At 66.3% G+C, this 24,522-nt stretch carries 22 protein-coding genes; 9 read left to right on the top strand and 13 right to left on the bottom strand.

The genetic code is table 11. From position 1 onward, the window contains the following. A partial coding sequence (locus MTBLM5_RS09340; RefSeq protein WP_173975843.1) for a nucleotide sugar dehydrogenase occupies window positions 1-1,210 on the bottom strand: 1,210 nt, incomplete at its 3' end. Window positions 1,211-1,384: 174 nt separating this feature from the next. Here MTBLM5_RS09340 and MTBLM5_RS09335 point away from each other — a divergent pair. The 3 genes from MTBLM5_RS09335 to asnB (MTBLM5_RS09325) are packed head-to-tail and all read left to right on the top strand — an operon-like array spanning window position 1,385 to window position 4,943. After that, a complete protein-coding gene (locus tag MTBLM5_RS09335; protein WP_173975841.1) occupies window positions 1,385-2,332 on the top strand; it encodes a UDP-glucuronic acid decarboxylase family protein in 948 nt (315 codons plus the stop codon). Between the two features lie 37 nt (window positions 2,333-2,369). Continuing rightward, a complete protein-coding gene (locus tag MTBLM5_RS09330; protein WP_173975839.1) occupies window positions 2,370-3,074 on the top strand; it encodes a glycosyltransferase family 2 protein in 705 nt (234 codons plus the stop codon). A 6-nt stretch (window positions 3,075-3,080) separates the two neighbouring features. Then, window positions 3,081-4,943 (top strand): asparagine synthase (glutamine-hydrolyzing), encoded by a 1,863-nt coding sequence (asnB, locus tag MTBLM5_RS09325; protein ID WP_173975837.1) that lies wholly within the window; start codon window positions 3,081-3,083, stop codon window positions 4,941-4,943. Here asnB (MTBLM5_RS09325) and wecB (MTBLM5_RS09320) read toward each other — a convergent pair. Genes wecB (MTBLM5_RS09320) through MTBLM5_RS09310 form a run of 3 tightly spaced genes read right to left on the bottom strand, consistent with a single transcriptional unit; the run spans window position 4,927 to window position 7,384 of the window. Beyond that, a complete protein-coding gene (wecB, locus tag MTBLM5_RS09320; protein ID WP_254430971.1) occupies window positions 4,927-6,015 on the bottom strand; it encodes a non-hydrolyzing UDP-N-acetylglucosamine 2-epimerase in 1,089 nt (362 codons plus the stop codon). The two genes, asnB (MTBLM5_RS09325) and wecB (MTBLM5_RS09320), sit on opposite strands and share 17 nt — an antisense overlap. Window positions 6,016-6,028: 13 nt before the next feature. Next, complete coding sequence (locus MTBLM5_RS09315) at window positions 6,029-6,649, bottom strand: SIS domain-containing protein (RefSeq protein WP_173975833.1); 621 nt, start codon at window positions 6,647-6,649, stop codon at window positions 6,029-6,031. A 21-nt stretch (window positions 6,650-6,670) separates the two neighbouring features. After that, window positions 6,671-7,384 carry a nucleotidyltransferase family protein gene (locus tag MTBLM5_RS09310; RefSeq protein WP_173975831.1) on the bottom strand — a complete coding sequence of 238 codons (714 nt, stop codon included), beginning with the start codon at window positions 7,382-7,384 and terminating at the stop codon, window positions 6,671-6,673. Window positions 7,385-7,505: 121 nt separating this feature from the next. Between MTBLM5_RS09310 and htpX the strand changes: the two genes are divergently transcribed. From htpX to MTBLM5_RS09280, 6 genes are read left to right on the top strand one after another with little or no spacing between them, the layout of a single operon-like run. Beyond that, window positions 7,506-8,489: a zinc metalloprotease HtpX gene (gene htpX / locus MTBLM5_RS09305; protein ID WP_173975830.1), complete on the top strand. Its 984-nt coding sequence runs from the start codon at window positions 7,506-7,508 to the stop codon at window positions 8,487-8,489. A gap of 35 nt (window positions 8,490-8,524) precedes the next feature. Then, window positions 8,525-9,829: an RsmB/NOP family class I SAM-dependent RNA methyltransferase gene (locus MTBLM5_RS09300; RefSeq protein WP_173975828.1), complete on the top strand. Its 1,305-nt coding sequence runs from the start codon at window positions 8,525-8,527 to the stop codon at window positions 9,827-9,829. Between the two features lie 13 nt (window positions 9,830-9,842). After that, window positions 9,843-10,436 carry a D-sedoheptulose 7-phosphate isomerase gene (locus MTBLM5_RS09295; RefSeq protein ID WP_173975826.1) on the top strand — a complete coding sequence of 198 codons (594 nt, stop codon included), beginning with the start codon at window positions 9,843-9,845 and terminating at the stop codon, window positions 10,434-10,436. Between the two features lie 2 nt (window positions 10,437-10,438). Beyond that, complete coding sequence (gene gmhB / locus MTBLM5_RS09290; RefSeq protein ID WP_173975824.1) at window positions 10,439-10,969, top strand: D-glycero-beta-D-manno-heptose 1,7-bisphosphate 7-phosphatase; 531 nt, start codon at window positions 10,439-10,441, stop codon at window positions 10,967-10,969. A gap of 1 nt (window position 10,970) precedes the next feature. Next, on the top strand, window positions 10,971-11,813 hold the full coding sequence (locus MTBLM5_RS09285) for an AAC(3) family N-acetyltransferase (protein WP_173975822.1): 843 nt from the start codon (window positions 10,971-10,973) through the stop codon (window positions 11,811-11,813). Beyond that, window positions 11,810-13,030 (top strand): hypothetical protein, encoded by a 1,221-nt coding sequence (locus MTBLM5_RS09280; protein ID WP_173975821.1) that lies wholly within the window; start codon window positions 11,810-11,812, stop codon window positions 13,028-13,030. Before MTBLM5_RS09285 ends, MTBLM5_RS09280 begins: the two co-directional genes overlap by 4 nt. On the opposite strand, the gene MTBLM5_RS09275 is transcribed toward MTBLM5_RS09280, so the two are convergent. The 9 genes from MTBLM5_RS09275 to MTBLM5_RS19125 are packed head-to-tail and all read right to left on the bottom strand — an operon-like array spanning window position 13,024 to window position 24,409. After that, entirely contained in the window at window positions 13,024-14,076 is a 1,053-nt protein-coding gene (locus MTBLM5_RS09275; protein WP_173975820.1) for a Gfo/Idh/MocA family protein, read from the bottom strand. The genes MTBLM5_RS09280 and MTBLM5_RS09275 overlap by 7 nt on opposite strands. A gap of 10 nt (window positions 14,077-14,086) precedes the next feature. After that, window positions 14,087-15,184, bottom strand: a complete 1,098-nt coding sequence (locus MTBLM5_RS09270) for a DegT/DnrJ/EryC1/StrS aminotransferase family protein (protein ID WP_173975819.1) — start codon at window positions 15,182-15,184, stop codon at window positions 14,087-14,089. A gap of 3 nt (window positions 15,185-15,187) precedes the next feature. Then, window positions 15,188-16,438 carry a glycosyltransferase gene (locus MTBLM5_RS09265; protein WP_173975818.1) on the bottom strand — a complete coding sequence of 417 codons (1,251 nt, stop codon included), beginning with the start codon at window positions 16,436-16,438 and terminating at the stop codon, window positions 15,188-15,190. Further along, window positions 16,435-18,282, bottom strand: a complete 1,848-nt coding sequence (gene asnB / locus MTBLM5_RS09260; RefSeq protein ID WP_173975817.1) for an asparagine synthase (glutamine-hydrolyzing) — start codon at window positions 18,280-18,282, stop codon at window positions 16,435-16,437. The genes MTBLM5_RS09265 and asnB (MTBLM5_RS09260) overlap by 4 nt, the downstream gene beginning before the upstream one ends. 4 nt (window positions 18,283-18,286) lie before the next feature. Beyond that, on the bottom strand, window positions 18,287-19,474 hold the full coding sequence (locus MTBLM5_RS09255) for a glycosyltransferase (protein WP_173975816.1): 1,188 nt from the start codon (window positions 19,472-19,474) through the stop codon (window positions 18,287-18,289). 21 nt (window positions 19,475-19,495) lie between these two features. After that, window positions 19,496-20,590: a non-hydrolyzing UDP-N-acetylglucosamine 2-epimerase gene (gene wecB, locus MTBLM5_RS09250; protein ID WP_173975815.1), complete on the bottom strand. Its 1,095-nt coding sequence runs from the start codon at window positions 20,588-20,590 to the stop codon at window positions 19,496-19,498. After that, window positions 20,584-21,690, bottom strand: a complete 1,107-nt coding sequence (locus MTBLM5_RS09245; protein WP_173975814.1) for a hypothetical protein — start codon at window positions 21,688-21,690, stop codon at window positions 20,584-20,586. The genes wecB (MTBLM5_RS09250) and MTBLM5_RS09245 overlap by 7 nt, the downstream gene beginning before the upstream one ends. After that, window positions 21,690-22,814, bottom strand: a complete 1,125-nt coding sequence (locus MTBLM5_RS09240) for a DegT/DnrJ/EryC1/StrS aminotransferase family protein (RefSeq protein WP_173975813.1) — start codon at window positions 22,812-22,814, stop codon at window positions 21,690-21,692. The genes MTBLM5_RS09245 and MTBLM5_RS09240 overlap by 1 nt, the downstream gene beginning before the upstream one ends. Continuing rightward, window positions 22,811-24,409, bottom strand: a complete 1,599-nt coding sequence (locus tag MTBLM5_RS19125) for a Gfo/Idh/MocA family oxidoreductase (protein WP_173975812.1) — start codon at window positions 24,407-24,409, stop codon at window positions 22,811-22,813. Before MTBLM5_RS19125 ends, MTBLM5_RS09240 begins: the two co-directional genes overlap by 4 nt. Between the last annotated feature and the right edge of the window lie 113 nt (window positions 24,410-24,522).

Below are 24,522 nucleotides of genomic sequence, written 5' to 3'. Positions count from 1 at the left end.
AGCGCACCACGTCGGGGCCGTTCAGGTAGTTCCAGATATCGACCACCGGCTTGCCCTTGGTGTCCAGATCCTTATAGGCGCCGTGTGGCGCGCACAGGATCAGCAGGTCGGCTCGCGCGATCACCTCGTCCAGCGGCAGCAGGTCGGGCAGGTTGGTGACCAGCGGATCGGTGACCAGCACGTCGCGGGCTTCCAGCGTCAGGTCCTTGCGCATCTTGAAGGACAGCGAGGCGCGGGTGTCGTCGCTGTTGGCCTTGAAGGCCATGCCCAGCAGGCCGACGGTCATCTGCTTCAGCGGATAGGTGTTCCTGAGCCGCTCGATGATGTGCAGGATCAGCCCTTCATTGACCAGCATGGCCGAATGGCCCATCGGGAACGAGTTGCGGGCGAAGGCCGCCAATTGCATGGTGTCCTTGAACAGGCACGGCCCGGCGGTGAAGCCCGCCGACGGCATGTCCTTGGCCCGCGGGTAGTTGTGGGTCATGGCATGCAGGATGCGGTAATAATCGACGCCCGCCTGGTCGGCGATCATGTAGAACTGGTTGGTGATCGCAAAGCTCATATAGCGGTAGGCATTGTTGAACAGCTTGGCGAACTCGGCCTCCATCGGCGGCAGCTCGATGATCTCGGGCACCACCTTGTCGAACAAGGCCCGCGCCCGGGCCAGCGCTTCCGGACTGGTGGCGCTGACGATCTGTGGGGTGGTGGCCAATTCCTTGATGGCCCAGCCCTGCACCACGCGCTCGGGGCAGAAGGCCACCAGGATGGATCGATTGCGGTCGGCCAGGGTGCGGTGCAGCCAGTCGGTGGTGCCGGGATAGACGGTCGAGCGCAGGATCAGCAACTGGCCGTCGCCGATCCACGGCAACAGCGAATCGATGCACTGCTTGACCGCCTTGTGGACGGGGTTCAGGAATTCGTCGACCGGGGTGCCGATGGTGATGATGACGGTTTCGGCACGCGCCACCGACGAGATGTCGGCGTCCAGCGTCAGCCGGCCGGTGTCCAGCGCCTCGCGCAGCAAGTCGTCGGAACCGTGTTCCAGGAAGGGCATGCGGCCGGCGCGAATCTCGGGGAAGATCGCCTCGTTCAAGTCATGGACCAGGACCTTCAAACCGGCGTGGCAGAAGGACAGGGCCAGGGGCAGGCCGACATGGCCGGCGCCGCCGACGATGCACAGGTCGAATTCCTTGCTGACGGTGGTCTGCATGCGTGTGTGATCCCAAGGCCTTAGGTCGTTTCATCCCCTCGCGGGCGCGCCGATCATAGGGCGATCTGTGGTACTGTCAATTGTTGCGGTTTTGCTGTCGGCTTGCCGTAAAGCCTTGCCAGAGCGGCCGTCACGCCGTAAGAACAGACCGTCCAGCGCATGGGATAAGTAGGCATGAAGTACGGTCGCAAGCGGGTTTTGGTGACAGGTGGCGCAGGCTTCCTGGGGTCGCATCTGTGCGAGCGGCTGCTGGCCGACGGCGCCGATGTGCTGTGTGTCGATAATTTCTTCACCGGCACCAAGGAAAACATCGCCCACCTGATCGGCAATCCGTATTTCGAGCTGATCCGGCACGACGTCACCTTCCCGCTTTATGTCGAGGTGGACGAGATCTACAACCTCGCCTGCCCGGCCTCGCCGATCCATTACCAGCGCGATCCGGTCCAGACCACCAAGACCAGCGTGCATGGCGCCATCAACATGCTGGGGCTGGCCAAGCGGGTGAACGCGAAGATCTTCCAGGCCTCGACCTCGGAAGTGTATGGCGATCCCGAAGTGCATCCCCAGACCGAGGATTACCGCGGTTCCGTCAATCCGATCGGCCCGCGCGCCTGCTACGACGAGGGCAAGCGCTGCGCCGAGACGCTGTTCTTCGATTATTGGCGCCAGCATGCCTTGCGCATCAAGGTGGCCCGCATCTTCAACACCTACGGCCCGCGCATGCATCCCGACGACGGCCGGGTGGTTTCGAACTTCATCGTCCAGGCGCTGGAAGGCCGCCCGATCACCATCTATGGCGACGGCAGCCAGACCCGCTCGTTCTGCTTCGTCGACGATCTGATCGAGGGCTTCGTCCGCCTGATGAACTCCCCCGACGACGTCACCGGTCCGGTCAACCTGGGCAACCCCTACGAGATGACCATCCGCCAGCTGGCCGAGTTGGTGATTTCCATGACCGGGTCGAAGTCCGAGCTGATCACCAAGCCGCTGCCGGCCGACGACCCGCTGCAGCGCCAGCCCGACATCAGCAAGGCCAAGGCGCTGTTGGGCTGGACGCCTGGTGTGGCGCTGGAAACCGGCCTGACCCGGACCATCGAGTATTTCCGCGCCCGCGTGAACTGACGCCCCCCCTTTGTACGTTTCCGTTGCGAGGTTCCGCATGAAGCTGTCCATCGTCATTCCTTGTTACAACGAGGAAAAGACCCTTGAAGCCATCGTCGACCGGGTTCTGGCCGCCGACCGCTGCGGCCTGGACCTCGAGATGGTCATCGTCGACGACGGCTCACGCGATCGCTCGGTCGAGGTGATGAAGGAACTGGCCGCCAAACATCCCGAGATTTCCACCCAGTTCCACGGTGTCAACCAGGGCAAGGGTGCCGCCTTGCGCACCGGTTTCAAGCAGGCTACCGGCGATATCGTGCTGGTCCAGGACGCCGACCTCGAATACAACCCCAACGATTACCCCAAGCTGCTGCGGCCGCTGATCGACGGCCGCGCCGACGTGGTGTTCGGCTCGCGCTTCAAGGGCGGCGAGGAAAGCCGGGTGCTGTATTTCTGGCATTCGATGGGCAACAAGCTGCTGACGCTGGCGTCCAACATGTTCACCGATCTCAACCTCACCGACATGGAAACCTGCTACAAGGCCTTCCGTCGCGAGGTCATCCAAAGCGTCGACATCGTCGAGAACCGCTTCGGCTTCGAGCCCGAAATCACCGCCAAGATCGCCCATATGCGCCCGCGCCCGCGCATCTACGAGGTCGGCATCTCCTATGCCGGACGAACCTACGAAGAGGGTAAGAAGATCGGCTGGCGGGACGGCGTGCGCGCCTTCTACTGCATCGTCCGCTACAACCTGTTCTCCTGATCGGCCATGTGCGGCATCGCGGGATCGACCAGACCCGATCCGGCGGTGCTGGAGGCGATGGCCGCCCGGCTGGCCCATCGCGGGCCGGACGGACAGGGTGTGTGGACCGGTGACGGGATCGGCCTGGTCCATACCCGCCTGGCGGTGATCGACCTGTCCACCGGCGGCACCCAACCGATGCGCAGCCCGTGCGGACGCTGGACCATCGCCTTCAATGGCGAGATTTATAATTACCGCGAATTGCGGGCCGAACTGGAAGCGGTGGGCGAGGGGTTCGCCACACACAGCGATACCGAAGTGCTGCTGCGTCTGCTGATGCGCGACGGGCTTGACGCCCTTGCCCGTCTGGCCGGCATGTTCGCCTTCGCCTTGTGGGATGCGCAGGCGCGCGAGCTGCTGCTGGTGCGCGACCGCCTGGGGGTCAAGCCGCTGGTCTATGGCCGGCTGGCCGATGGCGGTATCGCCTTCGCGTCGGAGATCGACGCCCTGCGGGCCCATCCCGGTCTGGATTTGGGCCTGGACCGTGTCGCTCTGTCCGACTATCTCGCCTGCCTGTATGTTCCGGCTCCGCGCACCATCCATGCCGGCATTTCCAAGCTGCCGCCCGGCCACTGGCTGCGTTGGCGGGGTGGCGCCATCGAGACCGGGCGCTGGTGGCGCCCCCAGGTCACCGGCGATCGCCGCCCCAGCCTGGACGAGGCGGCCGAAGAGGTGCTGCCGCTGTTGCGCCAGGCGGTGGCCGCCCGCCTGGTCGCCGATGTCGAGGTCGGTTGTTTCCTGTCGGGCGGCATCGATTCCTCGGTGATCGCCGCCTTGATGGCCGAGGAACGCAAGCGCCAGGGCGGGCCGCCGCCCAAGACCTTCACCATGACCTTCGCCGAGGCCGCCTATGACGAGCGCGACGCCGCCCGCGCCGTGGCCGACCATATCGGGGCCATCCATACCGAGCTGCCGGCCCAAGCCGAAACCGCCGGCTTCCTGGACGACATGGTCCGCCATTTCGGCGAACCGTTCGGCAATCCCACCGCGCTTCTGATCCGCGACCTGTCGGGGATGGCGCGCCGCCATGTCACCGTGGCCCTGGCCGGCGACGGCGGCGACGAGGTGTTCGCCGGCTATCCGCGCTACCAAGGGGGCGTATTGCAGGCCCGTCTGGCCCGCACCATACCGCGCCCACTGCGCCGTCTGGCTGCCGGCGCCGCCGGGCTGATCCCTGAAAACAGCGCCGGCCGCCATGTCTGGCGCCGGGCGCGCGAATTCCTGTCCGCGCTGGGGCTGGAACCGGCCGAGGCCTATGCCTCGTGGGTGGAGTATTTCGATCCGGGCGAGCGGGCGGAATTGCTGGGCCAAGACGGCGTTCCCGGCCGGCCGCTGGCGCAGGTCTATGGCGCCGCGCCGTCGGCGCATCCGCTGGATTCCATGCAGCAGACCGACCTGGAAACCTTCCTGCCCGGCAATCTGCTGGCTTATGGCGACGCCATGAGCATGGCCGTCGCCCTGGAAGTTCGTCTGCCGTTGATCGACCATCGGTTGGTCGAGGCGGTGGGGCGGATGTCCGCCGACCTGCGCATGGCCCAGGGCAAGAAAACCATCCTGAAGGCGGTGGCGCGGCGCCTGTTGCCGCAGTCGATCGTCGACCGGCCGAAGCTGGGCTTCAATCCGCCGATGGGAGTGTGGCTGGGGACCTCGCTGGCGCCGTTGCTGCGCGACCGCCTGACTCCGGCACGGATGGGCGAATTGGGTCTGGCCTGGGCGCCGGTTCGCCGCCTGCTGGATCAACAGGCCGGCGGCCGCCGGGACCATTCGCTGAAATTATGGTCGCTCTTGGTGCTGGAAGCGTGGGAACGCGGCGCTACAGCGCCGCGCTGAGAACCTGGGCGATCCGTACCGCCGCCCGGCCGTCCCACAATTCCGGCGCCCGGCCAGCCTTGCCGCCGGTGGCCAGCACGTCCTTGAACGCCGACATGATGGCGGCGGAATCGATGCCGACCAGGGTGTTGGTGCCGTCGGTCACGGTGATCGGCCGTTCGGTATTTTCGCGCACGGTCAGGCAGGGCACCCCCAGGGCGGTGGTTTCCTCCTGCAGGCCGCCGGAATCGGTGACCACCACCTTCGCCGCGCTCATCAGGCCCAGCATGTTCAGGTAACCCTGCGGTTCCAGCAGCACCACGCGCGGGCCGGTCAGTTTGGCCATCAGGCCGGCCGCCTCGATGCGGGCGCGGGTGCGCGGATGGATCGGGAAGACGATCGGGGTGGCGGCGGCTATCTCGGCCAGGCAGCCGACCAGGCGGGCCAGCACCTCGGGCACATCCACGTTGGACGGCCGGTGCAGGGTGACCAGGGTGTAGCCGTCGGCGAAGGCGGCATCCTTCAAGGTCACCGCCGCCGGCACCGAGCGGCCGACATGGGCCTTCAGGGTGTCGATCATCACGTTGCCGACGAAATGCACCCGGGCCGGGTCGATGCCCTCGCGCTCCAGGTTGGCCAGCGCCGAGCGTTCGGTGGTGAACAGGAAATCGGAAATCTGGTCCGTCAACACCCGGTTGACTTCCTCGGGCATGGCGCGGTCGTACGAGCGCAGGCCGGCCTCGACATGGACCACCTTGATGCCCTTCTTGGCGGCGACCAGGGCGCAGGCGATGGTCGAGTTGACATCGCCGACCACCAGAACGGCATCGGGCTTGATCTCGTCCAGCACCGGCTCGAAGCGCTGCATGATCATGGCGGTCTGCACCGCATGGGTGCCCGAGCCGACTTCCAGGTTGACGTCGGGGCGCGGCAGGCCCAGGTCGGTGAAGAAGCTGTCGTTCATCGCAGCGTCGTAATGCTGGCCGGTGTGAACCAGCGGAGCCTTGATGCCGGAAGCTGTCAGGGCGGCGATCACCGGGCCGATCTTCATGTAGTTGGGCCGGGCGCCTACCACGCACAGGACGGTTTTCACGGCCGGGTCTCCATCAAAACTTCCGCACGGCCACCAGCTCGGGCGGCATGCGGACCTGGCGGATATATTGGGCCAGGGCATGCATCACCGACTGGTGGGCATCCTCGATCACGCCGTAATTGTCGGCGCTCACATGGACGTTGACGTCGGCCAGCCGGCCCGACCGGCCGCCATTGAACCCGGTCAGCGCGATGGTGCGCATATGATTGTCCTTGGCCCATTGGACGGCGCGGACGATGTTTTCCGAATCGCCCGAGGACGAGATGGTGATCAGCACGTCGCCGGGCCGGGCGAACAGCCGCAACTGGGCGGCGAATACTTCGGCGTATTCCTGGTCGTTGCCGATGGCGGTCAGGATCTCGACGGTGGCCGACAGCGAATGGACGCGCGGGCGCAGGCCGGTATCGGCCGAGATGCCGCGGGCGTGGTCGCAGACCAGATGGTTGGCGATGGCCGCCGAGCCGCCATTGCCGCAGGCATAGATGGCGCGGTCCTCGGCCAGCGCCTGGCCCAGCAGGCTTTGCGCCCCGTCCAGGCGGTCACGCGGGATCGAGGCGAGCGCGCCGCCGATCTGCACAGCATAGGCGTCGAAGAAGGCGGCGATCGAGGGGAAAGGCTGTTCGGGAAAGGTCATGGCGGCTCGTATAGCAGAAAATCAGGCGTGCGGCAGCAGGGATGGCGCCTGGGCCAGGCTGTCGGGCGTACCGATATCGATGAAGGTGCCGCTGGCCAGGTGGGCGTGGATCGAGCCGGCCGGCAATGCGGCCAGGAAATCGCGTTCGATCGACGGTCCGCTCGAACCGGCCAGCAGGGCCAGCGCCTCCTTGGAAAACAGCACCGCCCCGCCATTGATCCAGCCCGAACCAGCGAAGGCGGGGTCCTTTTCGACGAAGGCGGCCAGGGTACCGTCCGGGCCGATCTCGACCCGTCCATAGCGCGACACGTCGGGCACCTCGACGCACAGGATCGAACACAGCCGCCCATGGCTGCGGTGGGCGGCCAGGAAGGAAGCGAAATCGACCTCCAGCCAGGTGTCGCCGTTCAACAGCATCACCGGATCGGTCGTCAACCGGGGGGTGACAAGGCGCATGGCGCCGCCGGTTCCCAGCGGCTCGGTCTCGACGATGGTGTCGACCGGCAGCGGCGGCGGGTTGGAATCCAGGTGGGCGGTGACCTTGTCGGCCAGATGGCCGAGCGACAGCACCGCGCGGCCGGCGCCCAGCCGGGCCAGATGATCGAGCAAATGGTCCAGGAACGGCCGGCCATTGATGGGGGCCAGCACCTTCGGGGTGTCGCCCAAAACCCCCCTGATGCGGGTGCCCAGGCCGCCGGCCAGCACCACCACCTCGATTCCGTCCAGACCCACCATGTCGCGCTTATCCCGGGAACTCGGATGGCGGACCCTAGCAGATGCGCCGCCCGGCTTGAAGAGGGGCAAAGTCCGCATTATTCCCTTATGGGTTCATTTCGCATCCAAAGGGGTGACTTTCATGGGCATGGCGCGTACCGCGATGCTTCTGGCCGCGATGACCGGCCTGTTCCTGACGATCGGCTGGCTGGCCGGTGGTTCCGGCGGCGTGGTGATCGCCTTCCTGATGGCGCTGGGCATGAACGCCTTCGCCTATTGGAATTCCGACAAGATGGTGCTGTCGATGTACGGCGCCACCCAGGTCGACCGCCATTCGGCCCCGGGGCTGGTGGCCATCGTCGAGCGATTGGCCCTGCGGGCCGGCATGCCGATGCCGAAGGTGTTCATCATCGATTCCGACCAGCCCAATGCGTTCGCCACCGGGCGCGACCCCGAGCACGCCTCGGTGGCCGCCACCACCGGCCTGCTGGACCGCTTGAGCCCGGAAGAGGTCGAGGGCGTGATGGCCCACGAACTGGCCCATGTGAAGAACCGCGACACCCTGATCATGACGGTGACCGCCACCATCGCCGGCGCCATCGGCATGATCGCCAACATGCTGGCTTTTTCCTCGATGTTCGGGGGAGGCCACCGCGAGGAAGGCGAGGAAGGCGGCGGCGGCCTGGGGCTGATCGGCGGCATCGTCATGATGATCCTGGCGCCCCTGGCGGCCAGCCTGGTGCAGATGGCCATTTCGCGCACCCGCGAATATGCCGCCGACGCCGAAGGGGCGCGAATCTGCGGCAACCCGCTGTGGCTGGCCAGCGCGCTGGAAAGTCTGGAACGCGGCGCCAGCCAGACCCCCAATTGGCAGGCCGAGCGCAATCCCGCCACCGCCCATCTGTTCATCGTCAATCCGCTGTCGGGCCAGGGCGCCGACAATCTGTTCTCGACCCATCCGGCCATGGCCAACCGCGTCGGTCAATTGCGCGCCATGGCCGCCGAGATGGGCATGACCTGGGATGGGCGCATGGGCGAGCGCGGGCATGGCGGCGGCTCGATGATTCCGCCGGCCGGCAATCCGTGGGGCGGCAATGGTTCCGGCAGCAAGGGTCCGTGGGGATGATGGCATCGGCCAAGGATTTGCTGTAAGGGAGGGGGATGCGACAGCCTTCCTCCTCCTCCGCCGATCCCCGCGCCGTGGCGCTCGATCTTCTCGACGCCGTGCTGGTGGGCAAGCGCCTGCTGGACGAGGCACTGGACTCCGAAAAGCGCCTTAGTCCGATGAGCGAGCGCGACCGCGGCTTCACCCGCCTGCTGGTCGCCACCACCTTGCGCCGGCTGGGCCAGATCGACGACGTCATCGGCCGCTGCCTCGACCGTCCGGTCGGGGCCAAGGCCCAGCGGGTGCACGACATCCTGCGCATCGGCGCGGCCCAATTGCTGTTCCTGAAGACGCCGCCCCATGCCGCCATCTCGACCTCGGTCGATCTGGTCAAGGGCGGCAAGCTGAACGGCTTCGCCAAGCTGATCAACGCCGTGCTTCGCCGCATCGACCGCGACGGCCGCGACTGGCCGAAGACGCAGGATGCCGGCCGTCTCAACAGCGCGGCCTGGATGTGGGAATCGTGGGTCGCCACCTATGGCGAGGACATGGCCCAGGCCATCGCCGGCGCCCATCTGACCGAGGCCCCGATCGACATCACCGTCGCCGGCGATCCGGCCGATTGGGCCGAGCGTCTGGGGGCGGTGCTGCTGCCGACCGGCTCGTTGCGCCGGCCGTCCGGCGGCGACATCACCGTGCTGCCCGGTTTCACCGAGGGCCAATGGTGGGTGCAAGACATGGCCGCCGCCATTCCCGCCCGCCTGCTGGGCGACGTCAAGGGCCAGAATGTGGCCGATCTGTGCGCCGCCCCGGGCGGCAAGGCGCTGCAATTGGCCGCTGCCGGCGCGACTGTCACCGCGGTTGACAAGTCGGCCAAGCGGCTGGTGCGTTTTCGCCAGAATTTGAAGCGCCTGGGCCTGGATGCCGCCATCGTCGAGGCCGACGCGGCGGCGTGGCGGCCCGATCAGCCTTTCGACGGGGTGCTGCTGGACGCGCCCTGCACCGCCACCGGCACGCTGCGCCGCCATCCCGACGGGCTGTGGCTGAAGGGGCCGGGCGACGTCGCCTATCTGGCCGACCAGCAGCGCGCGCTTCTGACCAACGCCCTGGCCATGCTGAAGCCGGGCGGCATCCTGGTCTATTGCGTCTGCTCGCTGGAGCCCGAGGAAGGCCCGGCCCAGATCGCCCGCCTGCTGGCCGAGCGCACCGACCTGGCGCGCCGTCCGATCGCAGCCGCCGAATTGGGCGGGCTGGCCCAGCTGATCACCGCCGAGGGCGATCTGCGCACGCTTCCTTGCCATCTTGCCGAACAGGGTGGCATGGATGCATTCTTCGCCGCACGCCTGTACAAGACCTCGTGACGAAAGGCCGCCGATGACTCCCGCCCAATTCCTGCTGGCCCAGATGGACGAGCATGCCCAGGTCCTGGCCGCCACCCGCGACGCGGTGGCCCAGCCGTTCGAGCGCCTGGTCGAAGCCTGTGTCAAAAGCCTGGGAGCCGGCGGCAAGATCTTGTTCTTCGGCAATGGCGGCTCGGCCGCCGACGCCCAGCACCTGGCTGCCGAGATGGTGGTGCGTTATCGCATCAACCGCAAGGCGCTGGCGGCCATCGCGCTGACCACCGACACCTCGACCCTGACCGCCTGCGCCAACGATTATTCGTTCGAAGGCATCTTCTCGCGCCAGGTCGAGGCGCTGGCCCGGCCGGGCGACGTGTTGATCGGCATCTCGACCTCGGGCAAAAGCCCCAACGTGGTCAAGGCGCTGGAGGTCGGCAAGGCGATGGGCTGCATCGCGGCCGGTTTCGCCGGTGGTGACGGCGGCGTGATGAAGGATCTGTGCGAGCCTTTGCTGGTGGTGCCGTCCAAGATCGTCGGCCGTATCCAGGAAATGCACATCCTGATCGGCCACGCCCTGTGCGACCGCGTCGAAGTGCTGGCCGGCGGTCCCGGCACCCAGGCGCATTGACCATGGCCAGGAAATTCGCGCTGATCGACCGCGACGGCACCATCAATGTCGAGAAGCATTATTTGTCCGATCCCGATCAGCTGGAGCTGTATCCCGGGGTCGGCGCCTCCATCCGGCGTCTGAACGAAGCCGGCTGGGGGGTGGTGGTGATCACCAACCAGTCCGGGATCGCGCGCGGCTATTTCGATATGGCCCGGCTGGATGCCATCCACGCCCGCCTGACCGAGCTGCTGGCGGCCGAGGGTGCGCGCATCGACGGCATCTATCTGTGTCCGCACGGCCCCGACGACGATTGCGATTGCCGAAAGCCGTTGCCCGGCATGGTCGAGCAGGCGGTGGCAGAACACGGTTTCGACCCCGCCCAAGCGGTGATGATCGGCGACAAGGAAGTGGATGTCGAGCTGGGCCTGGCGGTGGGGGCCGACACCTTCCTGGTCCGCACCGGGCACGGGCACAAGCATGTGGACGGGACCAAGGCGGCCCATGTGGTGGACGATCTGGGCCAGGCGGTGGCGGTGATTCTGGGGGGATGACGTGTGGGATCAAGCGGCGCTTGAACGGCACCTGGCCGCCCTCGGCCTGACGGCGGGGGACCATGTGCTGATGCGGGCGTCGCTGCGGCGCCTGGGCGCCGTCGCCGGCAACCGCGCCGACATGCTGATCGATGCCACCTTGCGGGTGATCGGGCCGACCGGCACTCTGGCGGTCCTGGCCTTCCATCCGGTGGTCCCCTTTCCCAGTCTGCGGCGCGGCCTGGCGGCAATCGCGCCGGATGCCCCGCCCACCAGCGGCGGCTTGGCCATGGCCTTGGCGGCGCGGCCCGAGACGCGGCGCAGCACCCATCCCGCCTGTGCCTGGGCGGCCATCGGCGCCGGTGCCGAGGCATTGCTGGCCGGTCACGACGCGGATGCGCCCTGTTTCCACCCCATCGCCGCCTTGCTGGAGATGGGGGGCAAGTTGGTCAATGTCGGCAACGTCGCCGACAGTCCCGGTTTTTCCACCGTCCACTACGTTCAGGACCAATTGGGTCTGTCGCGCCGCAACGTGCTGGCCGGGCGGATCGGCCTGCGCACGGCGTCCGGGATTTACCATCTGCAGGATTTCCCCGGGTGCAGCCAAGGGTTCGGGCGGCTGTACGGCGCCTATGTCGAGGCCGGCATCCTGCGGGCCGGGCCGGTCGGCGACGCTTACGCCATCGCCGCCGCCGCCCGCGACCTGATGGCGGTCGAGCGGCCGCTGCTGCAGGCCGACCCCACGGCGCCCCTGTGTCGCGATCCCGGCTGCATGCATTGCCGCGGCCTGGTCACCTACAACAAGCGTGACTGGCCGGCCTTCTGGGCCGGCTGGGCCTGGCGCAAGCTGACGGGGAAGCGATGACGCGGGACGCCTATCTCGCCCGGCTGGTGGGGCTGTGGCTGGGACTGCCGGCCGACCGCGAGCCGCCCGCCCTGCCCGACGATCTGGCGGCGCTGCTGCTGCGCGACGAGGAACGTCGCTCGGCCCATCGCGATTCGTCGGGCTGTTGGGAATTTCCCTTTTCCGACAACTTCCATCGCGGCCGTCTGTTCGAGCCGGAAATCGACGCGTGGTTGGCCGACCAGCGTCGGCGCCTGTCCTCGGACGGGGTACGGCTGGAGCCATTGTGGCCGGGCGGCCACGCCTTCGCCCTGGCGCTCAGCCACGATGTCGACGAGTTGTCGCATCAGGTGACGGTACGCCAATGGCTGCGAGCGACGCGGCTGCGGCTGGCGGTCGATGGCGGGCGTACCCGGTTGCGGGCGGTCGTGGCGGGATTGCCGGTCAGCCTGTGGCAGTTGCGTCAGGTCAGGCCGGCCCCCGACCTGACGGCGACGATCGAGCGCGCCTTGGCCGTCGAGGCGGAGTTGGGTGTACGGGCCTCGTGGTTCTTCACCGTGTGGCCGTGTCGGCGGCCGCACCCGGTCGACTGCGTCTATTCCCTCGACGAGCCGTGCCGGTTCGAAGGGCGGGTTCAGTCGGTGCGGGATGTGGTCGGCGCGGTTGCCGACCGTGGCCACGAGGTCGGGTTGCACGGCAGCTTCGCCAGTGCGCTCGAGGCGGATCTGCTGGCCTGCGAGGCGAAAGCGCTCGCCGCCGCCAGCGGCCGACCGATCCGTTCGACCCGGCAGCATTGGCTGCATTGGCGCGTGGACCACACGCCAGCCCTGCAGGAGAGCGCCGGCCTGGCCGTCGACGGGACGCTGGGGTTCAACAATTCGCCCGGTTTCCGCGCCGGGACCAGCCTGCCTTTCCCGCTGTGGGATGGCCGGCACGAACGGGAGGTGGATGTCCTTGCGGTACCAATGAGCATGATGGACGTCGCATTGTTCCGTCCCGGCGCCATGGGCTTGGACCTGGCGCTGGCGCTTTCCCTGGCCGATCGTCTGCTGGACCGCGTTGCCGGCTTGGGCGGCCTGCTGTCGCTGCTGATCCATCCCAGCCATCTGATCGATCCGCGGGTCGAGGCCCTTCTGCGCCACGTTGTGGCGAAAGCCATGGGATCCGGCGCCTGGGTCGCCACCCACGGCGAAATTCGCGATCACTGGGATCGGCGGGCAGCGATGCTGGGTTATTGACCGCCCAGACGGCAGCGTTGGGGACGGAATCGCAAGGGGATGGTGCGGCCGGTTTCCGCCGCCTCATAGATGGCGTTGATCAGTTCCAGCGAGCGTCGTCCGCCCAGTCCGTCGACCAACCCGGCCCGGCCTTCGCGCAGGGACGTGATGACGCCGCGCAGATATTGTTCCAGGTTCCAGGCCGGCAGGGCCGGGGTGGTGCCGAAACGGTCGAACACGGTGGAATCGTCGGGCATTTCCGTGGCGAAGTTCCAGGTCTTCAGTTCGTTCATGAAGAAGCCGCCGATCTCGACGGCGCCGTTTTCACCCAGCAGGCTCAGCGAGCCTTCAAGGTCGCGCGGGCGGGCGCCGGTGGTGGCCTCGATCACCCCCAGGGCGCCCGAGGTGAAACGCAAGACGGCGATTCCGGTATCCTCGGCCTCGATCTTGGCCAGTCGGGTCGTGGTCATCGCCTGCACCGATTCGACCTCGCCCATCATCCAGATCAGCATGTCGATATGGTGGGCCGCCTGATTGGTCAGGACGCCGCCATCCTGCGCCCAGGTTCCGCGCCACGGCCGCTGGTCGTAATAGGGTTGGTGGCGGGCCCAGCGCACCCGCACGGTCCCCATGACCATCTTGCCGAATCGTCCACTGTCCAGCGCCTGGCGGGTGGCGACGACGGGCGGGTTGTAGCGGTTCTGCTTGACCACGAAGATCTTGGCACCGGCGGCGTCGCAGGCGGCGATCATGGCATCGGCGTCGTCGATCCGTAAAGCCATCGGCTTTTCGATGACGAAGTGGCGGCCGTACCGCGCTAGGTCCAGCACTTGAGCGGCGTGGTCGCCTGACGGCGTGAGAATCGTGAAGGCGTCGAAGACGACCTTTGTCGCCATCTGGTGGACATCGGCGAAGAACGGCACTCCCAACCGCTCGCCCATCCGGCGGGCGGCCTCGGCGTCGCGGTCGCACACGGCGACGATGGCGGCGTCGGGAATGCGGCTGACCGCCTCGACATGCTTGGCGGCGATGGTGCCGCAGCCGACCAGGGCGAAACGGACGGTCATCGGTTTCTCCTTACAAAACGGCGAGGAGCCGGTCGCAGACATAATCGATCTGGTCGTCGGCCAGTTCCGGATACATCGGCAGGCTGAGCACTTGGTCTTGATACGCCGACGCGACCGGGAAGTCTTGCGCTTGGTGGCCAAGACGGGCATAGGCGGTCAGGTTGGGCAGGGCGATGGGATAATGGATTCCGGTGGCGATCCCGGCCTCGGTCAATGCCGCCTGAACGCGATCACGCTCCTGAAGCCTGATCACGAACAGATGATAGACATGCCGTCCCCCCGCCGGGTCGGACGGCAGCGGCAGCCCGCTGCCGGCGAGGTTCGCCGTGTAACGGGCGGCGACGCGGCGGCGGGCTTCGGTCCAGGATTCCAGATGGCGCAGCTTGACGGTCAGGATCGCCGCCTGCAGTCCGTCAAGGCGGCTGTTGACGCCCTCGAATTCGTGGTCGTACTTCGACATGCGGCCGTGGTTGGCGGTCATGCGCACACGTCGTGCCAGTTCGGCGTCGGTGGTGACCACCGCCCCGGCATCGCCGTAGGCCCCCAGATTCTTGCCGGGGTAGAAGCTGAAGCAGGCGGCGTCGCCGAACGTTCCCACCATGCGGCCATCCAGGCTGGCCCCGTGCGCCTGGGCGCAATCCTCGACGACCTTCAGGTCGTGTTCGCGCGCGATGGCCATGATCGCCGTCATGTCGGCCGGACGCCCGTACAGGTGAACGGGAACGATCGCTCGGGTACGGGGCGTGATGGCGGCGGCCAGCCTGGACACATCGATATTGTAGGTGTCGGCGGCGCAATCGACGAAAACCGGGGTGGCGCCGGCGTTGGAAATAGCCTCGGAACTGGCGATGAACGAATTGGCGACGGTGACCACCTCGTCGCCGACGCCGATATCCAGGCCGCGCAGGGCCAGGGTCAGGGCGTCGGTGCCGTTGGCGACGCCGATGCAGTGGCGGCTGCCGACGAATGCTGCGAAGGCGCTCTCGAAGGTGGCGACCGCCTGGCCACCAATGAAGGCGGCATTGTCCAGAATGGTGGCGATGGCAGCGTCGATGTCGGACTTGATCGAACCGTACTGTGCCTTGAGATCGACAAACGGGACCTTCATGCCTTACCGTCCTTTCCGCCATTCTTCCAAGACGGTGGCCACCAAGCTGCCAAGCCGTTGTTCTTCTCGCTCCCAACCGACAGCGTCCGCCAGCAAGGCGAGTTCCTGACGGATATGCCCCATGGCTGGACGGTTGTCGATCAACCATTGCACATTCAAGGCGATTGAGGCCGGATCCAATGGATCGATCCGTCGCCCAACCTGTCGGGTTTCGATAATCCTTTCCAACTCGGGCAGCGCGGGCCACAGCAGGGGCAGGTTGGCGGAAACGCTCTGGAAAAACCCGTTGGGCAGGATGTTGCGATAGTTGCCGGTCTCGGGCCAATAAAGGATCAGCGCGGCGTCGGCCGAGCGGATGAAGGGGACGACTTCCTCGGGGGCGACCGGACCGACGGCGTGGACCCGGTCGGCGACGCCCAGGCGACGGGCCGTGGCGACGGCGTCATCGTAGAATCGGCCGACGAAGGCCAGATGGACATGGCTCGGAAGCCGATTCAAGGCCTCGATCGCTTCGTCGACCGCCTGCCCGGGTTTGCGGTTTCCAACGGTCACCAGAAGCAAGGAGCTGTCGTCCAGTCCGACCATCTCTCGCAGTGATCGCGCCGGAGCCCGTTCCAGTCGACTATCGTGGGCGTTGCGGAGGATTTCCGGGCGGACGCCGTAGGTCGCCTCGAACAGGTCGGCCACGCCGCTTCCGACCATCACCACCCGATCGGCGCGGCGGGCGACCCATCCCTCCCATGACGACAGCAGCGGCAGGAAACATCGCCGCCAGAAGGTGGAAAGTTCGCGGGCTCGCCATACCTCGGGATAGAAATCGTGGGCGTCGTAAATGATCGGTGCCGGTCGCAGGATCTGGAGGAGGCGAACCAGCGGAAACATACGGTATTCGTGCAGGTAATAAAGCTCGCCGCGCGGCGCCCGTGCCAGGCCTTGCAGCGGCCGCACGACGAAATATCCGCCAAGCATGATCGCCAGATGCATGATTTCGGCGACGAGGCGGGGCAGGCGGGCGCGCAACCACACCAGAGGTCCGCCACCGCCTTCGGTCGAGACGGCCGAGCCTGCCCGGCCATGATCGGCTGGCCGGCCGCCCAGGGGAACCACCGCGACGGGCAAGCGCTCGGGCTGTCGCGACGGCAGGCTTTCGACCGCGATCGATCGATAGCCGAGTCGTGCCAACGACGCCGCGATCTTCAGCGACCGACTGTCCTTTTCCAGCGCCGTCGGCACGACGGAAACGACGGTGATCATCCGGTCACTCCAAAGGCTCGGCCCCAGGCGGCGAAACTGACGATGCGCCACAGGGTGAAGTCGAACGGTCGCCGCCCGGACAGGACCTCGTCCTTCAGATGGGCCAGTTCCGCCGGGCGGAAAAGGTCGGGGAATCGGGAGCTTGCTTCGGCAATCATCGTCTCCACGATTGCCCGCGATGGCCCGGCCAGCCAGGACTTTTCCGGGGTGGCGAAGCCGATTTTGTCCTGGCGGTCGCGAATGGCCGGCGGCAGGATGTTCTGCATGGCGCGGCGCAGAAGCCATTTGGTCTCGCCATCGACGATCTTATGGCGTTCCCCCAGGCCGACGGCCAGTTCGACCAGCCGGTAATCGAGGAACGGTAACCGCGATTCGATGCCGTGCGCCATGCTGTTGCGGTCCTCGTAATGCAGCAGCATAGGCAGGCTGGTTTCCTGCATCTGACTTTCGATCAGGGTTTCGAGGCCGACGGTCGCCGGCAACGGATCATGGCTTGAGCGGCAGGCCTCGCCACGCAGCCAGTCAGGCCGACCAAGCCCGCGCAGCCGGCGCAACGCCCGCCGGCCGACGTCGGGCAACAGCGCACGCGCGAGCACGGCGGCCTGCCAGGCGGCGGTAACGCCGTGGCGCCGACGCTGCGCCGCCAGTTCGGCCACCAGCGTCCGCATCCGGCCGTGTCGCAGCAGTCCGGAATGATAGGCGGTGAAGGCCGGATGATAGCCGGCCAATTGTTCGTCGGCGCCCTGGCCGTCCAACATCACCGGCACGCCCTCGCGGCGTGCGGCGGCGAATACGCACCATTGCGCGAATACGCTGGTGCTGGAGAACGGGCCGTCTTGGTGGAAGGCCAGTCGATCCAGTAAGTGCGACAGCGCAGTGCCGTCGGGGTGAACGGCGATCGGACGGGTCGGGACCGCCGCGTTGACGATGTCAATGAAGCGGCCTTCGTCGATGGCCTGGCCGTCATAGCGGGCGCTGACGGTGACGATGGGCGAGGCTGTTCTGTTGGCGGCCAGGCAGACGATGGCGCTGGAATCCAAGCCGCCGGACAGACACGCCCCGACCGGCACGTCCGAGCGCAGACGCAAGGCCACGGAATCATCGATCAGTTCGGCGAAGCGCTCGATGGCCGTTTCCGGGCCAAGGCGCAGGGTGCCGGCTCGCGGCAGGCTGTACCAGCGCCGTACCTGCAATGCGGGGGGGGACGACGCTAGGCTGACGGTGGCGCATTCGCCGCCGCGCAGCTGACTGACGCCGGCAAACATGGTCCTGGCTGAATGGTCGAACACCCCCCAGGTGAGGAAGTCGTAGGCGGCGACATGGTCCAGTCGGGTGGCGAAGCCGGGCAAAGCCAGGAATTGCTTGATCTCGGACGCTACCGCCAGCCCGCCGTCGGGCGATTGCCAGAGATACAAGGGCTTGACGCCGAAGCGGTCGCGGGCCAGGAAAAGACGGTGTTCGGCGCTGTCCCATAAGACGAATGCGAACATGCCGTTAAAGCGGTTCAGGCAGGATTCGCCCCATTGCGCATAGGCGGCGATCAGCACCTCGGTATCCGAGCAGGTGTTGAAGCGGTGCCCCGCCGCCGCCAACTCGAGCCGCAGCTCGGGGTGATTGTAGATCTCGCCATTATAGACCACGGTATATCGGCCATCGCTCGAGGTCATCGGCTGGGCGCCATCAAGCGAGAGGTCGACGATGGCCAGTCGGCGGTGTCCCAGCACCAGTTGGCCGGCTGGGGTGATCGCCTCGCGCCAGCCCTCGCCGTCCGGGCCGCGATGGGCGACGGCGTCAATGACCGCACGGCTGACGGTGAGGCCGACGGAGGCCCAAATTCCGCACATAGGCCTATTCTCCCTTCAGCACGCGATCGACCGCGTCGGTCAGGCGAACCTGTTCGGACTCCCAGCACAAGCTTTCGGCAGCGGCCAGCGCGTTTTTCTTGCAAGCGTCGACACGGTTCCGGTCAAACGAATTCACCGCCGCGGCGATTGCGTCGGGCGTCGAGGCGGCGATCACCGCGCCAAGGTCATGGCGGTGGAGCAGTGTGCTCATTTCGGCCGAGTCGGTCACGCACAGCGCCAGCCCAGCCTGGAGATATTCGAAGAATTTGTTGGGCAGGCAAAAGCGGGTCTGGTTTGAAGTGGTCGGAATGGGGTGGATGCCTATATCCGAGGAGTTGGCAGCGGCGACCATTTCCAAGGGGCTGACCGGCGGGTCGAAGTGGATTCGTGGGCCAGCAGCCGAAGCCGCCGCCCGTGCCTTCAGTGCGTGCAAGACCGTCGCATCTCCGGGTCCGCGGATGCGCAGGCTGAATTCTTGCCGCCACAGCGGCACGCTGTCGATGAGGGCCGTGAGGCCGCGATCGTCGCGCAGCAGGCCCTGATACAGCACTTCGATCGTGGTTCCGCAGGGGCGAAACGGCTGTAGGGCTCGGGGCACGGTGTTGCGGACCACCGTGGGGCGTTCCTTCAGGCAATGGTTTCGTTGCAACAGGTCGGCAATGCCGTCGCCGACCGTCACCACCGCGTCCGCGCGCGCGATGTGTCGTGCCTCGATGGCGCTGACATAGGGGGAGACCAGCATCATCCAGCCCGGTCGGTCGGCACCTTCCTCGATCGCGAATTCGTGGCTGTCATAGACGTATGGCACCTTCCAATCGGCGGCCAGGCGCGCAGCGATCGGCAATGTCAGCCAGTCATTGGCAATCACCAGATCCGCCGGCCTGATCGAAGCGACCCGGTACATCGCCTGGTGCAGGGTTTGTCGCCAATAGATTTGTCGGGAAAGGGCGGGCACGACACGGCAGGCCGCCATGGCGCCGAGGCGCAAGGCACGGTACAGCGGGCGCAGCCGGCCTTCTGGTGGTGGCAAAGTGATGTCGTGCACGGCCCATGCGGGGGGGGTGGCCCGTCCGCCGGGCAGACCGATGGCGGTCACCTGATATCCGGCCGCCGCCAAGGCGTCGCCGTGCCGACGGACGCGGGCGTCATCGGGAATGGGCGAGAAGGACAGCAGGCAGATTCGGCGGATCATGGCATCATTCTCTTCGCCGTCCTAACCGTGATCCGAGGTGGTGAAGCGGTCGAGAATGGCCTGGATGATCCGGTTCGCGGCCCGGCCATCACCGAAATCGTCGATGTCTCGACGCGTTTGGTAGTCCGGTGCCTTCCATAGGCGATTCCATCCACATTCAATGGTTTCGGGCCATTCGGTTTCGTCACGCAAGGTGACGCACGGGACGCGATGGAAATAGGCCTCCTTTTGTAGGCCGCCGGAATCGGTCATGACCAGGGCGGACGATGACACCAGGCGCGTCATGTCGAGATAGCCCAGCGGCTCGCAGACGGTCAGGTCGTCAAGCCCCAACCCGAAAAGCTCGCAGGTCTGGCGGGTGCGCGGGTGAAGCGGTAACACCACCGGCATGACGCGGGCCCGGTCACGCAGGAAGTCCAGGGCTTGCGAAAGCTTTTCGGCGCTGGACGTGCCCTCGGCCCGATGAAGAGTGGCCACGGCGTAGTGTCCAGGTTCGAGCGCCAGTCGGGCGAGGATCGTGGACTCGGCCTGAGCGCGTGAGGACATGGCCAGGGCGACATCGTACATCACGTCGCCCACATGGATGACGCCATCGACGATGCCCTCGTCTGCCAGGTTGGCGACCGAGCGCAGGGTCGGGCAGAACAGCAAGGTCGACAGATGGTCGATCAGCACCCGGTTGACTTCCTCGGGCATGGCGCGGTTGAACGAGCGCAGGCCGGCTTCGACATGGACGAGCGGCAGGCCCAGCTTGGCCGCCACCAGGGCGCCGGCCAGCGCCGAGTTGGTGTCGCCGTAGACCAGGGCGACGTCAGCGCGCGAATCGGCCAGGATCGGCTCCAGTGCCACCATCATCCGCCCGGTCATCGCGCCATGCCCGCCGCCGTGGATGCCAAGGTTGGCGACGGGCTGTGGCAGGCCCAACTCGTCGATGAACGTGTCGGACATTTGGGGGTCGAAGTGCTGGCCGGTATGGATGATCCGCTCTTCCACCCCTGGTGTCGCCGCTATCACCGCGCTGACCGCCTTGGCCTTGACTAGTTGCGGACGCGTGCCGAGGATGGTGACGATCTGCAGGGGCTTCGGTCCTGGGACGAACGCGGAGATGCCTACCATAGGCGGGTGCCCCAGCGGGAATCAATCGTCGCCAGCAGGTGGCTCGCCACCCGCGACGGTTCATGCCAGCGTTCAGCGAACGCCATGCCGCGCGCTCCCAGCTCGGACAGTCCGTCGCGGTCGGCGATCAACTGACGTAATTTTGCGGTCAGTCCGGCTGGCCCGGTGGCGACCACCGGCAACTCGTCGGCGAAAGCGGGCGGCGTCAGGGCGAGATGCTCGGGATTGATGAAGGCGACGACCGGAATCCCCATGCGCATGACTTCGACAGACACGCCGCCGTACCATCCGGTCAGCATCTGGTCGATGAAGATGTCGGCCGTCGCATAAATCCGGCGGGCTTCCCGATAGGTTACCCCCGAGACCAGGGTGAAGCGCAGTCGGTCGCCCATCTCTTCCCTCAGCGTGGCGATGGCCGACAAAATGTGGTCCGTTCCCTTGCAGATCCGATCGGTGGGGGCGTGCACGATATGGACGGTGTCGTTCGGGCAGAACGGCCCTTCCTTGGGGGTGATGGCGTGGTAATCGGCGACCGCATAGGGCAGGAAGCTGCTGGCGCCCGGCGGCAGGACCATCAACAAGTCGGGATTGACCGCGAACATATGGTCGGCGTGGCGGGCGGCGGCGGCGATGGATCGGCGGCGAATATCGTCCTGGCGCGGCCCGCACCGTCCGCCGCCACAGCGGGGGTCAATGCATGAGCTCACCGCCGACTCGCCTTGGCGCTCGGCGATTCTGGCGACGGTGGTGTCCCGCTGGCGCGCGTCGCAGCCCTGCCAGGTGAACACCCGTTTGGCGCCTGATCGGTAGAGCGGCAAGTCCCGATAATAGAGCCCGCGGTCAGGAAAATGCAGGAGCGAACTGCCGAAATTGAAATTGTAGACGTCGAAGGAGCGACAAATCCTCGTGAGCGTCGCTGCGTAGGTGAACAAACGCCCGACGCGCGAGCGTTGGTCCAGATCGAGGCAGTATTCAGTCGGGAATCCGAATTTGGGCCTGGTCAGAGTCAGGATGCGCGAGTCGTGGCCCAGCCGCCTTTCTCCCTCGGCCAATCCGGCCGGCATGCCGGCGACATCCGCGGGGAGGTGCAGGATGCGCATCAGCGGAGGTGATCGGCGACTGCCGCCACCACGGCGTCCATTTGCAGCTCGGTCAATTCCGGATAGATGGGGAGCGCCAGCGTCTCGCGGGCGGCCGCCTCGGAATGCGGCATCGAGCTTTCTCCATAGCCCAGGTCAGCGAAGCATTCCTGGCGATGCAGGGGAACCGGGTAATAGACCTCGCAGCCGATTCCCACCTTGCGCAACGATTCGAGCAGGCGGTCGCGCTCGGGGACCCGGATGACGAACTGGTTGTAAACGTGCCGCCACGGTCCCGGCTCGGGCAGGAACGCGGTTTCCGGCCGCAGGTGACCGAGTTTGCGGCGATAGGCATCGGCGTTGCGCTGGCGGCCGGCCGTCCACGAATCGAGGTGGCGCAGCTTTACCCGCAAAACGGCGGCCTGGATCGCGTCGAGACGGAAATTCCCGCCCACTATTTTGTGGTGGTATTTCGGCTTCGAACCGTGAACGCGCAACACGCGAATGCGTTCGGCCAAAGCGTCATCGTTGGTCACCACCATACCGCCGTCGCCCATGGCGCCGAGATTCTTCGACGGAAAGAAGGACAGGCATCCGGCCCGTCCCATGCTTCCGGCCCGCCGCCCGTTCCATTCCGCTCCAATCGCCTGGGCAGCGTCCTCGATCACCGCCAGACTGTGGCGTCGGGCAATGGCGTCGATGGCGTCCATATCGGCGCATTGGCCGAACAGGTGCACAGGGATGATGGCGCGGGTCCGCGAGGTCACTGCGGCCTCGATGCGCGCCGGATCGATGTTGTAGCTGGCGGGATCGATGTCGACGAAGACCGGCCGAGCGCCAAGGCGGGAGATGGCGCCGGCGGTGGCGAAGAAGGTGTAGGGCGAGGTGATGACCTCGTCGCCGGGCTTGAGGTCGATGGCCATCAGCGCCACCAGCAGGGCGTCGGTTCCGCTCGAGACACCGATGCCGTGGGCGCAGCCGGAATATTCGGCGACTTCGCGTTCCAGGGCCTCGACCTCTGGGCCCATGATGAAATGCTGCGAGGTCAGCACCCGATCAACCGCGGCTCGCACCTCGTCTTCGATGGAACGGAACTGGGCTTTCAGGTCCAGGAGCGGTACGCCGCCCCCAACGATGGCCGTCATAATGCGATCTCCTCGACGATACCGCGTTCCTGGCGGTAATGGGTGTCGCAGCTCGGACAGACCGCGTGGGTCCAGTCGTCGCCGCCTGGCAAGCGCTCGCCGCAGCGGCAGATCCAACCGATCCGGCGCGCCGGATTGCCGGCCACCACGGCAAAATCCGACACGTCGCGGGTCACCACCGCCCCGGCGCCGACGAAGGCATGGCGTCCGACGGTGTGACCGCACACGATGGTAGCGTTGGCGCCGATGCTGGCTCCGCGCTTGACCAAAGTCGGCCGGTATTCGTGCTTGCGCTCGATTTCGGCCCGCGGGTTCATGACATTCGTGAAGACCATGCTGGGGCCGCAGAACACCCCGTCTTCCAGGGTGACGCCGGTGTAGACGCTCACATTGTTTTGAATCTTGCAGCGGTCGCCGATGGTGACGTCGGGGCCGATCACCACGTTCTGGCCGACATTGCATCCCTGGCCGATGGTCGAGCCCTTGAGGACGTGGCTGAAATGCCAGATCTTGGTGCCCGCGCCAATGGTGCAGGGCTGGTCGACCACCGCCGTCTCGTGGGAGAAGTAGGCTTTGGCTTCGCTGGGCGGGGACGGGGCGGTCACAACGATCCGCTTGCCCGATTCCATCGATTTCTGCGCGAAGTCGAGAACCCGGAGGACCGCCAGGCCTTCGCGGCCGTCGGTCAGGGGCTGCTTTGATCCGGCGATGCATTCGAGGAAATGACCGCATTCCAAGGCCAGCGGCTCGCCCGGTTCCACTGGCAGTTCGACGGCCTCGGCCTTGCTCGCTTCGGGGATACCGTTCTGCCACTCGACTTGGTGGGGATACAGCCGCAGCTTCGACGCCCATGGCAAGGTGTCTTCAAGGACGGCCATCCCGCGGTCGCCGACCACGACCAGGCGCTGCTCCTTGAACGGATTGAGCCATGAGACGAATACATGCGCGGCCTGTCCGTTCTCGAAGGTGATATGGGTGGTGGTGACGTCGGCAATGGTCCGGTGCAGATAGCAATGGCCGACCGCTTCGACTTCCGAGACCTTGCCGCCCATCAGGGCCAGGATCATCGAGATGTCATGCGGAGCGAAGCTCCACAGGCTGTTTTCTTCGGTGCGGATTTTTCCGAGGTTGAGGCGGTGGGAATAGATGTACTGAATACGGCCCAGTTGTCCGCTGTCACACAGTCCCTGCAGCGCGCGAAACGCCGGGTGGTAGCGCATCAGATGGCCGACCATCAGGATCAGGCCGCGTTCTTCGGCCAATTCGCAAAGTCGGGCAGCGGCCTCGACATCCAGGGCCAGCGGCTTTTCGACGAACACGTGCTTGTCCGCCGAGAGCGCCTCGCGCACGAGCGCGGCATGGGTTTCCGCCGGGGTGGCGATGATGATCCCGGTGATGCTCGGGTTGGCCAGGATCTCGGCGAAGGTCAGGGCTGGCACGCCGAATTCGGCCCCCTTGGCGGCTGCGGCGGTGCGATTGGCATCGCAGACTGCGGCCAGGGCGCCCAATTGGGCGAAATTGCGGACGAGATTGCGCCCCCAATAGCCGCAGCCAACCACTGCAACCTGCTTTCCAGTGTCGGCAAAATCCGGCATGTCCTTCTCCTTAGCGCTCGGCACACTGATTTAGCCTGAGCGGCGGAGGACAGCAATAGTCTCGGCAGCCGCGGCGGCCCGGCCGGGTGCATCGCCGCCCCTTGTGCAAGGGC

Origin of the sequence: Magnetospirillum sp. LM-5, assembly GCF_902729445.1 — a bacterium.
GTDB lineage: Bacteria > Pseudomonadota > Alphaproteobacteria > Rhodospirillales > Magnetospirillaceae > Magnetospirillum.
This window is presented reverse-complemented; position numbering and strand designations above follow the sequence as displayed.

Coding starts and splice junctions, on each gene's coding strand:
- MTBLM5_RS09335 (WP_173975841.1), top strand. CDS start 1,385: ATGAAGTACGGTCGCAAGCGGGTTTTGGTGACAGGTGGCGCAGGCTTC.
- MTBLM5_RS09330 (WP_173975839.1), top strand. CDS start 2,370: ATGAAGCTGTCCATCGTCATTCCTTGTTACAACGAGGAAAAGACCCTT.
- asnB (WP_173975837.1), top strand. CDS start 3,081: ATGTGCGGCATCGCGGGATCGACCAGACCCGATCCGGCGGTGCTGGAG.
- MTBLM5_RS09315 (WP_173975833.1), bottom strand. CDS start 6,649: ATGACCTTTCCCGAACAGCCTTTCCCCTCGATCGCCGCCTTCTTCGAC.
- MTBLM5_RS09310 (WP_173975831.1), bottom strand. CDS start 7,384: ATGGTGGGTCTGGACGGAATCGAGGTGGTGGTGCTGGCCGGCGGCCTG.
- htpX (WP_173975830.1), top strand. CDS start 7,506: ATGGGCATGGCGCGTACCGCGATGCTTCTGGCCGCGATGACCGGCCTG.
- MTBLM5_RS09300 (WP_173975828.1), top strand. CDS start 8,525: ATGCGACAGCCTTCCTCCTCCTCCGCCGATCCCCGCGCCGTGGCGCTC.
- MTBLM5_RS09295 (WP_173975826.1), top strand. CDS start 9,843: ATGACTCCCGCCCAATTCCTGCTGGCCCAGATGGACGAGCATGCCCAG.
- gmhB (WP_173975824.1), top strand. CDS start 10,439: ATGGCCAGGAAATTCGCGCTGATCGACCGCGACGGCACCATCAATGTC.
- MTBLM5_RS09280 (WP_173975821.1), top strand. CDS start 11,810: ATGACGCGGGACGCCTATCTCGCCCGGCTGGTGGGGCTGTGGCTGGGA.
- MTBLM5_RS09275 (WP_173975820.1), bottom strand. CDS start 14,076: ATGACCGTCCGTTTCGCCCTGGTCGGCTGCGGCACCATCGCCGCCAAG.
- MTBLM5_RS09270 (WP_173975819.1), bottom strand. CDS start 15,184: ATGAAGGTCCCGTTTGTCGATCTCAAGGCACAGTACGGTTCGATCAAG.
- MTBLM5_RS09265 (WP_173975818.1), bottom strand. CDS start 16,438: ATGATCACCGTCGTTTCCGTCGTGCCGACGGCGCTGGAAAAGGACAGT.
- asnB (WP_173975817.1), bottom strand. CDS start 18,282: ATGTGCGGAATTTGGGCCTCCGTCGGCCTCACCGTCAGCCGTGCGGTC.
- MTBLM5_RS09255 (WP_173975816.1), bottom strand. CDS start 19,474: ATGATCCGCCGAATCTGCCTGCTGTCCTTCTCGCCCATTCCCGATGAC.
- wecB (WP_173975815.1), bottom strand. CDS start 20,590: ATGGTAGGCATCTCCGCGTTCGTCCCAGGACCGAAGCCCCTGCAGATC.
- MTBLM5_RS09245 (WP_173975814.1), bottom strand. CDS start 21,690: ATGCGCATCCTGCACCTCCCCGCGGATGTCGCCGGCATGCCGGCCGGA.
- MTBLM5_RS09240 (WP_173975813.1), bottom strand. CDS start 22,814: ATGACGGCCATCGTTGGGGGCGGCGTACCGCTCCTGGACCTGAAAGCC.
- MTBLM5_RS19125 (WP_173975812.1), bottom strand. CDS start 24,409: ATGCCGGATTTTGCCGACACTGGAAAGCAGGTTGCAGTGGTTGGCTGC.